The organism is Streptomyces sp. NPDC059668 (assembly GCF_042734135.1).
Lineage (GTDB): Bacteria > Actinomycetota > Actinomycetes > Streptomycetales > Streptomycetaceae > Streptomyces.
Genome location: NZ_JBHWEL010000081.1, coordinates 1 through 13,522, shown reverse-complemented (window position 1 = coordinate 13,522; position 13,522 = coordinate 1). Strand labels below are relative to the sequence as shown.

The following is a 13,522-nucleotide window of genomic DNA, read 5'->3' as shown; positions in this document are numbered from 1 at the left end:
GTTCACTTCTCTACGGTGGCGATTCGGGAGCGGCGGTAGCCGTAACTGAAGTAGAACACGAGCCCGGCGGCCATCCAGACTCCGAAGACCACCCAGGTGACGGCCGAGAGGCTGCCCATCATCCAGACGCAGAGCGCGAAGCCGATCGCGGGCAGCACCGGCGACAGCGGCACCCGGAAAGTACGCCGCATGTCCGGGCGCGTCCGGCGCAGCACGACGACGGCGACATTGACCAGCGCGAAGGCGAAGAGCGTACCGATGCTGGTGGCGTCGGCCAGCTGGCCGAGCGGGATCGCCGCGGCCAGGACACCGCAGAACAGCGAGACGATCACGGTGTTGGCGCGGGGCGCGCCGGTCTTCGGGTGGACCCGCGAGAACACCTTGGGCACGAGCCCGTCGCGGGACATCGCGAACAGGATGCGGGTCTGGCCGTAGAGCACGGTCAGGACGACGCTGGCGATCGCGATGACCGCTCCGGCCGCGAGCAGGGTTCCACAGAAGGTCTGCCCGGTGACGTTCTTCATGATCTCGGCGAGGGCCGCCTCCGAGTCGTTGAACCGCCGCCAGGGCTTCGCCCCCACGGCGACGGCCGCGACGACGACGTACAGCGCCGTGACGATGACCAGCGAGAGCATGATCGCGCGCGGCAGGTCGCGCTGCGCGTTCTTCGCCTCCTCGCCGGCCGTGGAGGCCGCGTCGAAGCCGATGTACGAGAAGAAGAGCGTGGCCCCGGCCGCGCTGACGCCCGCCATGCCGAGCGGCATGAAGTGCTCGTAGTTGCCGGACTTGAAGCCCTGGATGCCGATGGCGCAGAACAGCAGCAGCGCGACGATCTTCACGGCCACCATGACCGTGTTGGCGCGCGCGGACTCCTTGGCGCCGCCGAGCAGGAAGGCCATGGCGAGCAGGACGACGATCAGCGCCGGCAGGTTGAAGACGCCGCCGGCGCCGGGCGGCGCGGAGAGCGCGTCCGGGATGGTGACGCCGATGGTGCCGTCGAGCAGCTCGTTCAGGTACTCGCCCCAGCCGACCGCGACGGCGGCCACCGAGACGCCGTACTCCAGGACCAGGCACCAGCCGCAGATCCAGGCGATCAGTTCGCCCATCGTTGCGTACGCGTACGAGTACGAGGAGCCGGCGACCGGGATGGTGCCCGCGAGTTCCGCGTACGAGAGGGCGGAGAAGAGGGCCGTGAGGCCGGCGATCACGAAGGACAGGGTGACCGCGGGTCCGGCCTTGGGGACGGCCTCGCCGAGGACCACGAAGATTCCGGTGCCGAGGGTGGCACCGATGCTGATCATCGTCAGCTGCCACAGGCCGAGGGAGCGCCGCAGGGTGCCGCCCTCCCCCTGGCCGCCCTCGGCTACCAGGCGTTCCACGGGCTTGCGGCGCATCAGACGCGCACCGACACCCGGGGACGGTGGGGCGGTCCGGTTGCGGGACTGCGGGGGTGCGCCGGGATCGAGCACGCGCTGGCTCCTTCATCGCTGCCGGTCGGGGGGCGGGGACCGGCGGCATCCCTGACAGTAGGGACCCACCGAGCGGAGTCCCCGCCACGCCATGTACAGCGCTCGACCCTATGAGCCAGGCCTTCACGGGCGTAATGCAGCAACCTTGCGCGTCTCCGCAAGATCATTGCGTTCATCCCGGCTCGGCGCGTGTTCGTTGCGCGGGCCCTTTCGATGGTTGCGCACACCGTCCCCGGCCCGCCGGACGAGCCGCTGCCGGTGCCGGCCGGCGGGGGTCCGCCGGCCGGTGCGGGAACGCCGAACGGCCCGCGCGGGCGCACCGCGGGGGCCGTTCGGAAGAGGGGCGGGTCAGCTCCAGCTGGCGTGCAGCGGCTTGCCCTCGGCGTATCCGGCGGCGCTCTGGATGCCGACGATGGCCTTCTCGCTGAACTCCTCCAGCGAGTTGGCACCGGCGTAGGTGCAGGAGGAGCGGACGCCCGCGATGATCGAGTCGATCAGGTCCTCGACGCCCGGACGGGCCGGGTCGAGGAACATCCGCGAGGTGGAGATGCCCTCCTCGAACAGGGCCTTGCGGGCGCGGTCGTACGCCGACTCCTCGCTGGTGCGGTTGCGGACCGCGCGGGCGGAGGCCATGCCGAAGGACTCCTTGTACAGCCGCCCGTTGGCGTCCTGCTGGAGGTCGCCCGGGGACTCGTACGTCCCGGCGAACCAGGAGCCGATCATGACGTTGGACGCGCCCGCGGCCAGTGCCATCGCGACATCGCGCGGGTGGCGGACCCCGCCGTCGGCCCACACGTGCTTGCCGTACTTCTTCGCCTCCGCGGCGCATTCCAGGACGGCGGAGAACTGGGGACGGCCGACGCCGGTCATCATCCGAGTGGTGCACATGGCGCCGGGGCCGACACCCACCTTGATGATGTCCGCGCCCGCCTCGACGAGGTCCTTGACACCCTCGGCGGCGACGATGTTGCCCGCCGCGATCGGGACGTGCGGGTCGAGCGCGCGCACGGTCCTGATCGCGCTGATCATCGACTCCTGGTGGCCGTGGGCCGTGTCGATGACGAGGGTGTCGACCCCCGCGTCGAGGAGCTGCTTGGCCTTGCCCGCGACGTCGCCGTTGATGCCGACGGCGGCGGCGATGCGCAGCCTGCCGTTCGCGTCGGTGGCCGGGGTGTAGAGCGTGGCGCGCAGGGCGCCCTTGCGGGTGAGGATGCCGGCGAGCCTGCCGTCCCGGTCGACCGCGGGGGCGTAGCGGCGGTTGGCGCCGTCCAGCTTGTTGAACGCCTCGCGCGGCTCGATGTCGGCGTCGAGCAGCAGCAGGTCCCGGGACATGACCTCGGAGAGCTGGGTGAAGCGGTCCACGCCGGTCAGGTCGGTGTCGGTGACCACGCCGACCGGGCGGCCGTCCTCGTCGACGACGACGCCCGCGTTGTGCGCGCGCTTGGGCAGCAGCGCGAGGGCGTCGGCGACGGTCTGGTGGGGGGCGAGGATGATCGGGGTGTCGAGCACCAGGTGGCGTCCCTTGACCCAGGTGACGACCTCCGTGACGACCTCGATCGGGATGTCCTGCGGGATGACGACGAGGCCGCCGCGGCGTGCGACGGTCTCGGCCATCCGGCGGCCGGCGATGGCGGTCATGTTGGCCACGACCAGCGGGATCGTGGTGCCCGTCCCGTCCGGGGCGGCGAGGTCCACGCCCTGCCGGGAGCCGACCGCCGAGCGGCTGGGCACCATGAAGACGTCGTCGTACGTCAGGTCGTACGGGGGCTGGATGTCGTTGAGGAAACGCACGTGCTGCACATCCCGGTCGATCAGAGGTGGCCCCCGGACAGGTCAGCCAGGGGGAAAGCACGTACTTCATTGTCCCATGGCGGTCCTGGTGAGATGCCCAGACACATCATCCAGGGCGGCCCGTGGTCCCGTCGTCGGATCCTCCAAGAGCGAGGACGACCTGGAGCGCCCCCGCGGTGCCGCGCCCGCGGTCGGTGGCCTCGGCGAACACCTCCTGCGCGATGCCCCAGTCACGGGGCGCGGCCCGGGCGAAGTCGCGCCAGCCGGTGACGACGAGCAGGCGTCCACGGGCGGGCGGGGCCCAGGACAGGTCCGCGAGGCAGTCGGCGAGGGCGTCCCAGTTCCGTCCGAACCAGTCGGGCAGGTCGAGCGCGCGGGCGCAGCGGTCCATGAACCCGGGCTTGTCGGTGACCCCGGCGAGGTCGAGCCGGACCTGGGCCCAGCCTGCGGCGGCCAGGACGTCCGCGAGGGTCGGGTCGGTCATCTCAGCACCGCCCGGAAGGACTTGTAGTGATCATCGGTGTAGTAGATCTCACCGTTCCGCCCGGCGACAATGCGCCGGGCTCCCCGGTCCCGTTCGCCGGGTGTCCGGACGGTGTACTCGTGGTAGTGGCCACGCGGCTGGAGCGGCAGCAGCCGTTCGAAGTTGCCGAAGACGACGCCGTCCTTGGCGTACGGGAAGGGCCCGCCCCGGTCGATGAGGGCGAGGGTCGCGCGCGCTTCGGCGGGCAGGCGGTTCTCCCGCACGGTGCCCATGCCGTGTGCCCAGCCGGGCGCCGCCGAGGTGCCGGGGGCGGTGTCCGCCGGGGAGGCGGGCGAGGTCGCGGTGGAGCAGCCCGTGAGCAGGACCGTCAGGCAGAGGAGGAGACCCGCGACGAGCCGGGGAACGGACCGCGGCAGCATGACGTCGATGCTGCCACGGCGCGCCGCGCGCGGCGCGCGTAAGGGGCCCGGTGAGCCCCTCACGAGCCCCCTGCCGTCCGTGGGACGCGGCGGGGAGCCCGAGGGGGCACGGCACGGTCCGAGGGCGCCGTGGGCCCTCCTGGGGTCACGGTCCGTCCGGGTCCTGGCGGGCCAGCGCCGGGCGCGGTGCCGGCCCCGCCGCCATGAGGTAGTCGGCGGCCGAGGTGTCCGTCACCAGGCTGGTGACGAGCCCGGAGCGCAGGACGGCGTCGATCGCGGCCGCCTTGCGCTGTCCGCCGGCGATCGCGACGACCTCGGGGATACGGCGCAGCCGGTCGGCCTCGACGGTGATGCACCGCTCGCCCAGGTCCCGGCCGACCCTCCGGCCCTCGGTGTCGAACAGGTGCGCGGACATCTCGGCGGCGACGCCGAGGGACGCGTAGTGGGCGCGCTCCTCGTCGCTCAGCATGTCGTGCACCGTCGAGATGCCGGGCTCCCAGGAGCCGATGGAGACACAGGCGACGGTGACCTTGTCGAAGTACTCGAAGGCGCGCGCGATCCCCGTCTGGTTGCGCAGCGCGGCCGCGGTCGCCGCGTCGGGCAGCAGCATCGGCGCGTAGATGGGGTGGGCGTCCCCGCCCGACACCTGGGCGGCGCGGCGCACCGCCTCCACCGAACCGCGCTCGGCGGTCCCGGCGTCGTAGACACCCGTCAGCTGCACCACCGTGCACGGCGGCAGCCGGTCGAGGGCCGCGGCCATGTGAATGGTGGAGCGGCCCCAGGCGAGGCCGAGGACGTCGCCCTCGTTGACAAGCTCACCGAGCAGGTCGGCGGCCACCTCTCCGAGGTTCTCGGGGTCGGGCGACTCCTCGGCGTCGGCCGGGGACTCGACCACCACGGCGTGCCTGAGGCCGTAGCGGGCGCGCAGCGCGTCGGAGCGCTCCGCGTCCAGCTCGGCCGGCACCCGGATCTCGATGCGCACGAGATCCCGTTCGAGAGCGGTCTCCAGGACCCGGGCCACCTTGAAGCGGCTGACGCCGAACTCCTCGGCGATCTGGATCTTGGATTTGCCCTCGAGGTAGAAGCGGCGGGCCATGGCCGCCGCCTGGACCAGCTCAGCGGGCCCCATCCGCATGGCTGACCGGCCCGCCGACATACCCGACACGGCGATCTCCTCACTGCTGTTCACACTCTGGATTCGCCGTTCATCCTTGCAGATCCGGCGTACTTGATCAGCCCAGATGGGCGGCGTTCACGTTCCCTTGGTTCAGTGGTCGCACGCCCACGCCGCATGAGCCGTCGCCTCCTGCGCCTGGGTGCGCAATGCACGTACCGCCTGGGCCGGGTCCGATGCCCCGTAGACCGCCGATCCGGCCACGAAGACGTCCGCGCCCGCCTCGGCGCACCGCTCGATGGTGGAGGCCGAGACCCCGCCGTCGACCTGGAGCCAGAGTTCGAGACCGTGCTTGCTGATCAGTTCACGGGTGCGGCGGATCTTCGGAAGCATGATGTCCAGGAACGCCTGGCCCCCGAATCCCGGCTCCACCGTCATGATCAGCAGCATGTCGAGCTCGGGCAGCAGATCCTCGTACGGCTCGATCGGGGTCGCGGGCTTGAGCGCCATGGAGGCGCGGGCACCCATGGCCCGGATCTCGCGGGCGAGCCGCACCGGCGCGGCGGCCGCCTCCACGTGGAAGGTGACCGAGCCCGCGCCCGCTTCGACGTACTGGGGCGCCCACCGATCGGCGTCCTCGATCATCAGATGGCAGTCCAGCGGCGTGTCCGTCGCACGGGCCAGGGATTCCACGACCGGCACCCCGAGCGTGAGGTTCGGTACGAAATGGTTGTCCATGACGTCGACATGGAGCCAGTCCGCCCCCTGCACCGCCTGTGCCTCCTGGGCAAGACGGGCGAAGTCGGCGGAGAGAATGCTGGGGTTGATCTGCACGGCCATGCCCCAAGACTGCCATGCCCGGCACCGGTTGCTCTCCCCGGTCCGGAACCGGGCCGTCGCGGAGATGCCGCGCGGTGGTCCGCGATGCCGTGCGGGGCCGCCCGCGGGCCCGTCCGGCACGGCCGCGGGGGCCGAGACGGACCGGAGACGCTGCGGTGCCGGATGGAAGAGTGGAGCGGTGGATTCAGCCGGTGCTGATCAGGCGGTCCGCCTGATCAGCGCCAGGTACATCGCGTCCGTCCCGTGCAGGTGCGGCCACAGCTGGACGTCGGGGCCGTCGCCGAGCGCGGGTACGTCCGGGAGCAGCGGACGGGCGTCGATCAGCTCGGCGGAGCCGTTCTCCTGGTGCTTGAGCACGTCGTCCACGACCGCGCGGGTCTCGGCGAGGTGCGGCGAGCAGGTCGCGTATCCGACGACGCCGCCGATCCGCACGGAGTCCAGGGCGGTGCGCAGCAGCCCGCGCTGCAACGACGCGAAACCGTCCAGGTCCTCCGGGCGCCGCCGCCAGCGCGCCTCGGGACGGCGCCGCAAGGCGCCTAGGCCGGTGCAGGGCACGTCCATGAGGACGCGGTCGAACGTGCCGGGCAGCCACGGCGGCCGGGTGCCGTCGGCGGCGATGACCTGGTACGGCCCGGGATTCCCGGCCAGCGCCTTGGCGACGAGCCCGGCCCGGTGGGGCTGCTTCTCCGAGGCGAGCAGCACGGCGCCGCGCTGCGCGGCGAGCCCGGCAAGCATGGCGGCCTTGCCGCCGGGGCCGGCGCAGCCGTCCAGCCAGGCCTTGTCGGGACCGTCGAGCGGCGCGTTCGCGAGGGCCAGGGCGACCAGCTGGCTGCCCTCGTCCTGGACACCCGCGCGACCCTCCCGTACGGCGTCGATGGCGCCGGGTTCGCCGCCCTCGCTGAGACGCACGGCGTACGGCGACCACCGCCCCGGAAGGGCGGACTCCTCGCCCAGCGCGCCGAGGAGTTCCTCGGCGGTGGAGCGGCCGGGCCGGGCGACGAGGGTCACCTCGGGCCGCTCGTTGTCGGCCTCCAGCAGGTCCTCGATCCCGGCCCGCCCGCCGCCGAGCGAGTCCCACAGCGCGGAGACGACCCAGCGGGGGTGCGAGTGCACGACGGCCAGATGGTCCTCGGGGTCGTCGTCGTAGGGCGGCGCGACCTGCTCCAGCCAGCCGTCGAGATCCTGCCGCGCGACCTTGCGCAGCACGGCGTTGACGAACTTGGCGCGTCCGTCGCCGAGTACGACGCGGGCGAGTTCGACCGAGGCGGACACGGCGGCGTGCGTCGGGATGCGTGTCCCGAGCAGTTGGTGGACACCGAGGCTGAGCACGTCCAGCACCGGCGGGTCGACCTCGCGCAGCGGCCGGTCGACACAGGCCGAGATGACGGCGTCGTACGTGCCCTGCCGACGCAGGGTCCCGTACACGAGCTCGGTCGCAAGCGCCGCGTCCCGCCCGTCGAAGTCGCCCTTCTCGCGTGCCTTGCGCAGCAGCGGCGGCAGGACGAGGTTGGCGTAGGCGTCCCGCTCGTCCACGGCCCGCAACGCCTCGAAGGCGAGAAAGCGGACCGGGTCCTTCTGGGGACGGCGGTAGGGCTTGCCGGGCTTGCTCGGCCGACGGGACTGCTCACTCACGAAAAGGTGCTCCGGATCCAGGAAAAGGTGCGCCTCTCAGCGTACGCCGCGGGGCGGGTCCCGACGCCGGCACTCCGGGCGGCGGGGGTGGTGGCGGTGCCGGGCACGCCGGGCGGCCGGGGTGGTGGGAGTGCCGGGCACGCCGGGCGGCGGGGGTGCTGGGGGTGTTCGGCGCACCGTGCGGCGGGGGTGCTGGGTGCCCGGCACTCCGTACGGCAGGGGGTGCCGGGAGTGTTCGGCGCACCGTGCGGGGGGGGAGCTGGGTGCCCGGCACTCCGTACGGCAGGGGGCGCTGGAAGTGTCCGGCCCTCCATGCGGCCAGGAGGCCTGGCAGTGCCGGGCACACCGTGCGGGGCCCAGTGGGCCCCGGGCAGGGCCACCGGGACGAAGCCAGCTCGCTTGAGCGGCGCGCGCCTGGTCTCGCCCGGCGGCATGTTCGGGCCGGTCCTGGTCCTGCCCGGCAGGGGCGGTTCGAGCCTGTGTCCTGCATCTCGGGCGCGCGGGCCGGCTCTGGTCCTGTCCCACACGCCCGAGCCCCCTGCAAGGGCGGGGACCTTCGGGCGCCGGAGCCGGGGCCGGGGACGCGGCAACCGGGCCCCGACGTGACTCAGACCCCGAGGCCCTCTCCGGAGGAGATGCGTACGCCGCGCGCCCAGTCCGCCGCGCGCATCGGCTTCTTGCCCTGGGCCTGGACCCAGAGCAGTTCGACGGCGTACGAACCGGTTCCGACGTACACGTTGTTCTTGCCGACGGACAGTTCACCCGGGGTGAGGTCCGTGCGCTCGGGTACCGGCGCGGCGTGCACGAGCTTGAGCCGTTCGCCGCGGAAGACGGTCCACGCACCCGGCGCGGGGGTGCATCCGCGCACCACCCGGTCCACGCGCAGCGCCGGTGCGGACCAGTCGACGTGGGCGTTCTCGACGGAGATCTTCGGCGCCAGGGTAACGCCGTCGGCCGGCTGCGGTACCGCCTTCAGGGTGCCGTCCTCGATGCCGTCCATGGTCGCGAGGAGCAGCCCGGAACCGGCGAAGGCCAGCCGGGTCAGCAGGTCCCCGCTGGTGTCGGTGGGCCGGACCTCCTCGGTGACGGTCCCGTACACGGGCCCCGAGTCGAGCCCCTCCTCGATCAGGAACGTGGAGGCACCGGTGATCTCGTCGCCCGCCATCACCGCGTGCTGCACCGGGGCGGCTCCGCGCCAGGCGGGCAGCAGCGAGAAATGCAGGTTGACCCAGCCGTGGGCGGGGACGTCGAGGGCGACCCGGGGCAGCAGCGCGCCGTAGGCGACCACGGGGCAGCAGTCGGGGCCGATCTCCCGCAGGCGCGCCAGGAACTCCTCGTCCCGCGGCCTGGCCGGCTTCAGCACCTCGATCCCGGCCTCCGCCGCACGCTCGGCGACCGGGCTCGCGACGAGCCGGCGCCCCCGCCCGGCGGGCGCGTCGGGCCGCGTGACGACGGCGGCCACCTCGTGCCGCCCGGAGGCGATCAGGGCGTCCAGTGCGGGAACGGCGACCTCGGGGGTACCTGCGAAGACGAGCTTCATGGGTGGCGGTTGGCCTCTCGGGCGGGAACGCTTCAGACCCCGCGAGCACGCCGACGGGGCCGGAGTACGGGGCGGCGCACCAGTCTATGCGTCGCGCAGGCACCGGGCTCGGGCGCTGCCCGGACATCCCGCACCGACGCCGGGTCCGACGTCCGCACCGACGCAGCTCCCACCGCCGAAGCCCGCCGCGCCGACGGCCCCGTATCCCGCGCACCCCGCGTCCCGCACGGGGCGCGCGGACCGGGATCGCTCCGTACGGGCCGTGCACACCGGGGGCGTACGCCCCCTGACGCGCCCTGTGCATATGCCCCTACGCCCCCGCAGCGTGACCACTCACCCGGAAACGCGTTGGTCAAGAGAGAGTTGACCACCAACGGGCCGTGATCGCGGCCCGATCCTTTTCAACGCCGGTTCGAGAGGCTTGTTCATGGCCGACCACGCAACCCACGACGCCCAGGCTCGGGCCAGCCTGCACTTGCTGGTGCGGGACATCGAGCGGGTCCGCCGGCAGGTGGACGCACTGCGCACGCTCACCGCCCAACTGGGCAACGTCTACCGCCCGCGCCGCTCCGGCCCCGCCACGGGCTTCGTCGTCTACGGGCGCGCCCCCGCCCCGACCGTCCGCCTCGCCCAGGAGCTGCGCGACAGCGTCGAGACGCTGGTCACGGCCGCCGTGGACTTCGACCGCTCACTGGGCTTCTCGTGGGACGCGGTGGGCTCGGCCCTCGGCGTCACCAAGCAGGCGGTGCACCGCCGTTACGGCGCCCGTCGCGCCGCGGCCCAGGCCGCCGCGGAGGCCGAGCGCGCCACCGAGACCGCGAGCGCCCGCACGGTCGCGGTCACCACCGGCGTCCCCGCGGTGCCGACGGTCCCCGCCGCCCGCTCCATGCCGACGCAGCCGACAGCGGGCAGCCCCACCCTCCGCGAAGACGTGCGGCCCACCGCTTTCCCGGGCCCGCGCAACGGCTGAGCCCGGTTCCGTTCCTCCCGCTCCGCCCTGCCTCCCGGCGCCGCCGCCCCGGGAGGCAGTCCCTCGTCCACCCGTCACCCGATGTCCGGCGGATCGATCCGGATCCGTACGGGCTCGCTCCCCCCGCGCGCCATCCGCGCCGCCTGCGCGGCCTTCAGCGCGGCCGCCAGTGCGGCACCGCTCCCCGGCGGCACCCGGACGAGCGCGCGCTCCCACCGCTCCCCCGGCGGCGGCGCCCCCGTCCGGCGCGGACGCCCGGCATCGGTGACGGGCAGCGGCACCGGCCCCAACACCTCCGCGTCGCCCGGCAGTTCGACCACCGCGAGAAACCCGGCGAGCGCCTCCGCGGTACCCGACACCGCCGCCATCCGTGACACCGGCGGAAATCCCAGCTCGGCCCGCTCGGCCAGCTCACGCACCGCGTGCCCGACCGGGTCCCACCGTACGAGCGCCTGCACGGGACGCAGGGTCGGCTCCGCGACGACCACCACGGTGCCGCCCGCGCCCTGCCCGCGCACCAGCGCCGAGGCCCCTATCCAGCGCCGCAGCGCCTCCTCGCCGGCCCGCAGATCGGGCCGTGACAGCATCGCCCAGCCGTCGAGCAGCAGCGCCGCCGCGTACCCGCCCTCCGCGACGGGTTCGGCGCCCGGCGTGGACACGACGAGCGCGGGTGCACCCGGCACCGTGTCGAGCACCTGCTCGCGCCCCGACGTCCGCACCGGCACCGCCGGGAAGGCACGCCCCAGCTCCTCGGCGGTCCGCCGGGCGCCCACGACCTGCGCCCGCAGCCGGAAACCACCGCACTCGGGACAGTGCCAGGCCGTCTCGTCACGCCCGCACCACGTGCACCGCAGCGCGCCGGCGTCCTGCGCCTCCAGCGGGCCGGCGCAGTGCCGGCACCGGGCAGGAGCCCGGCACTGCGCGCAGGCCAGCCTCGGTACGTACCCGCGCCGCGGCACCTGCACCAGCACGGGCCCGTGCCGCAGCCCCTCCCTGACGACCTGCCAGGCCAGGGTGGGCAGCCGGGCGGCCCGTGCCGCCTCGTCCCGCGCGAGATCCCCGTCCCCCACGGTCCGGACGAGCGGGGCGCTCGCCCTCACCTGGTCCCGCTCGGCGACCAACGGCAACGCCCAGCCGCTCTCGACCAACTGCGCGGCCTCCACCGTGCAGCCCCAACTCCCCAGCAGAAAGCCGCATTTGTCGTGGGCGGCCCGCAGCAGCAGGACCTCCCGCGCATGCGGCTGGGGGGCGTGCGGCTCGCTGTGACTGCCGTCCCCGTCGTCCCACAGGACGACGAGCCCGAGATCGCGCACCGGCGCGAACATGGCGGCGCGGGTCCCCACGACGGCCCGTACGGATCCGCGCCGCACGGCGAGCCACTCCCGGTACCGCTTCTCGGGCCCGGCCTCGGCCGTGAGGACCGCGTGCCGCCCCTCCCCCAGCAACGAGGTCAGCGCCGCGTCCACCCGGGAGACGGTCCGGCCGTCCGGTACGACGACGAGCGCGCCGCGCCCCGAGGCGAGCGTCGCGCCCACGGCCCGCGCCAGCTCGTCGGCCCATTCGGGGCCCGGCAACGCGTTCCACACGGCCCGGGGGGAGCCGCCGCGGGCGAGCGACTCCACGAAGGCCGACCCCCGCGCATACCGCGTCCAGGACTCCGCCGCGGGCGCGTCGGGAGCGGGCAGGGGCGCGGGAGAGGGCTTCGCCTCCGCCCGGGCGTTGCGCGGCGGCACCGCGAGTTGCAGCACATCGGCGAGGCTGCCCGCGTACCGGTCGGCGACGGCCCGGGCCAGCCCCAGCAGTTCGGGGCCGAGGACCGGTTCGGGAGACACCACCTGGGCCAGCGCCGCGAGCGGTCCTGCGTAGTCGGACTCGGCCAGCCGCTCGACGAGGAAGCCGTCGATGAGGCCGCCGCCCTCGCGCCGCCCGTCCCGCACCCGGTGCCGTCCGGCCCCGAACCGCACCCGGACCCGGACGCCGGGCTGCGCCTGGGCGTCGAGCTCCTCGGGCACGGCGTAGTCGAAGTACCGGTCCAGGTGGAGCACGCCCTTGTCGACGAGCACCCGCGCGACGGGCAGCTCCTTGGCGAGCGCGGCACCGCGCCAGGTCCGCGGCTTCGCCTTCGGTGCCCTGGCCTGCCGTACGCCCTCGCGGATCAGCGCAAGCTGCTCGGGCGGCGCGCCCTCCGCGCCTTCCTCACCCCGCCCGTTCGCGCTGCTCACAGCAGTATTCCTACCAGACCGCACCGACACCGCCGCGCGCCCCGGACCAGGGCCGCCGCGGATCACGGACGCCTCGCGCCGCGCCCGCTTCCCACACCCTCCGACCGGCGGGAAGGGGGGTCGCGACGTCGGCTCTCCCGAGGTCCAGGCGGCAGCGGCTCATGATGCGTCCAGTTTCACCGCACGCCCGTAGGGACGCGCTCCGCCGAAGTAGCCGCGGCCATCGCACCGGGAGATCACCAGCGTAGGAACGGCGGGCGGTCCGCGCCAGGCGTTTTCCGCCGCGGGCGTGCCCCGCCGAGGGCGTCGGGGCCGGACGCCGCGGGCGTGCCCCGCCGAGGGCGTCCGGGCCGGACGCCGACGCGGACGCCGTGCCGAGCCGGCCGCGTCACGGCCGAGCGCCGGCAGGGACGCCGGACCGACGAAGCAGGCCGCGCGGACCCGACAGGCGACGGCGGGACGACAGGCGACACGGGGGCGACAGAGGACGCGGGGACGACAGAGGACGTGGGGACGACAAGCCGGGCGGGGGCCGACGTGGCGGGCACGGACCCACGACGAGGCCCGGCACCCCCGCATGGGCGCCGGGCCGCGTGAACAAGCGGCGGGCCGCGGACGGGTACCGGGCGCCGGCCCAGCGGGGCGCGGCCCCCCCGGGCGGGGCCACCAAGGGCGGGGCGCGACCCCCCCCCCGCGGCGGCCCGCCACCCCCGAGGGGGCGCCGGGCCTCGTCAAGACGCGGCGAGCCGCGAACGGTTACAGGCCGACGGCCCTGCGGAGCGCGTCCACCCGGTCCGTCCGCTCCCACGTGAAGTCGGGCAGCTCCCGGCCGAAGTGACCGTAGGCCGCCGTCTGGGAGTAGATCGGGCGCAGCAGGTCGAGGTCACGGATGATGGCCGCCGGGCGGAGGTCGAAGACCTCGGTGATGGCGGTCTCGATCTTCTCCGCGTCGACCTTCGCGGTGCCGAAGGTCTCCACGAAGAGACCGACGGGCTCGGCCTTGCCGATGGCGTAGGCGACCTGGACCTCGCAGCGCGAGGC

General features: G+C 74.1%; 11 protein-coding genes. 1 reads left to right on the top strand and 10 read right to left on the bottom strand.

Annotation, left to right across the window (positions count from 1 at the left end; translation table 11 throughout):
* Positions 1-2 precede the first annotated feature (2 nt).
* The 8 genes from ACFV2J_RS35920 to fmt form a co-directional block, all read right to left on the bottom strand.
* A complete protein-coding gene (locus ACFV2J_RS35920; RefSeq protein WP_385089705.1) occupies positions 3-1,469 on the bottom strand; it encodes an amino acid permease in 1,467 nt (488 codons plus the stop codon).
* Between the two features lie 348 nt (positions 1,470-1,817).
* A complete protein-coding gene (locus tag ACFV2J_RS35915) occupies positions 1,818-3,260 on the bottom strand; it encodes a GuaB1 family IMP dehydrogenase-related protein (protein WP_168533426.1) in 1,443 nt (480 codons plus the stop codon).
* 106 nt (positions 3,261-3,366) lie between these two features.
* Positions 3,367-3,744 carry a barstar family protein gene (locus ACFV2J_RS35910; protein WP_385089703.1) on the bottom strand — a complete coding sequence of 126 codons (378 nt, stop codon included), beginning with the start codon at positions 3,742-3,744 and terminating at the stop codon, positions 3,367-3,369.
* Entirely contained in the window at positions 3,741-4,163 is a 423-nt protein-coding gene (locus tag ACFV2J_RS35905) for a ribonuclease domain-containing protein (RefSeq protein WP_385089700.1), read from the bottom strand. The genes ACFV2J_RS35910 and ACFV2J_RS35905 overlap by 4 nt, the downstream gene beginning before the upstream one ends.
* 145 nt (positions 4,164-4,308) lie before the next feature.
* Positions 4,309-5,352 carry a sugar-binding transcriptional regulator gene (locus tag ACFV2J_RS35900; protein WP_385442649.1) on the bottom strand — a complete coding sequence of 348 codons (1,044 nt, stop codon included), beginning with the start codon at positions 5,350-5,352 and terminating at the stop codon, positions 4,309-4,311.
* 78 nt (positions 5,353-5,430) lie between these two features.
* Complete coding sequence (rpe, locus tag ACFV2J_RS35895; RefSeq protein ID WP_385098077.1) at positions 5,431-6,117, bottom strand: ribulose-phosphate 3-epimerase; 687 nt, start codon at positions 6,115-6,117, stop codon at positions 5,431-5,433.
* Positions 6,118-6,315: 198 nt separating this feature from the next.
* Positions 6,316-7,749 carry an RsmB/NOP family class I SAM-dependent RNA methyltransferase gene (locus tag ACFV2J_RS35890; RefSeq protein ID WP_385442645.1) on the bottom strand — a complete coding sequence of 478 codons (1,434 nt, stop codon included), beginning with the start codon at positions 7,747-7,749 and terminating at the stop codon, positions 6,316-6,318.
* Positions 7,750-8,356: 607 nt separating this feature from the next.
* Positions 8,357-9,289 (bottom strand): methionyl-tRNA formyltransferase, encoded by a 933-nt coding sequence (fmt, locus tag ACFV2J_RS35885; RefSeq protein WP_385095268.1) that lies wholly within the window; start codon positions 9,287-9,289, stop codon positions 8,357-8,359.
* Between the two features lie 427 nt (positions 9,290-9,716).
* Here fmt and ACFV2J_RS35880 point away from each other — a divergent pair, with 427 nt between their 5' ends.
* Positions 9,717-10,259, top strand: a complete 543-nt coding sequence (locus tag ACFV2J_RS35880) for a hypothetical protein (RefSeq protein ID WP_385095271.1) — start codon at positions 9,717-9,719, stop codon at positions 10,257-10,259.
* 74 nt (positions 10,260-10,333) lie between these two features.
* Here the strand turns inward: ACFV2J_RS35880 and ACFV2J_RS35875 are convergent, their stop codons facing one another.
* On the bottom strand, positions 10,334-12,481 hold the full coding sequence (locus tag ACFV2J_RS35875) for a primosomal protein N' (RefSeq protein WP_385095274.1): 2,148 nt from the start codon (positions 12,479-12,481) through the stop codon (positions 10,334-10,336).
* Positions 12,482-13,237: 756 nt separating this feature from the next.
* Positions 13,238-13,522: methionine adenosyltransferase domain-containing protein (locus tag ACFV2J_RS35870; protein WP_385442640.1), on the bottom strand; the 285-nt coding region annotated here is incomplete at its 5' end.

Coding starts and splice junctions, on each gene's coding strand:
- ACFV2J_RS35905 (WP_385089700.1), bottom strand. CDS start 4,163: ATGCTGCCGCGGTCCGTTCCCCGGCTCGTCGCGGGTCTCCTCCTCTGC.
- fmt (WP_385095268.1), bottom strand. CDS start 9,289: ATGAAGCTCGTCTTCGCAGGTACCCCCGAGGTCGCCGTTCCCGCACTG.
- ACFV2J_RS35880 (WP_385095271.1), top strand. CDS start 9,717: ATGGCCGACCACGCAACCCACGACGCCCAGGCTCGGGCCAGCCTGCAC.
- ACFV2J_RS35910 (WP_385089703.1), bottom strand. CDS start 3,744: ATGACCGACCCGACCCTCGCGGACGTCCTGGCCGCCGCAGGCTGGGCC.
- rpe (WP_385098077.1), bottom strand. CDS start 6,117: ATGGCCGTGCAGATCAACCCCAGCATTCTCTCCGCCGACTTCGCCCGT.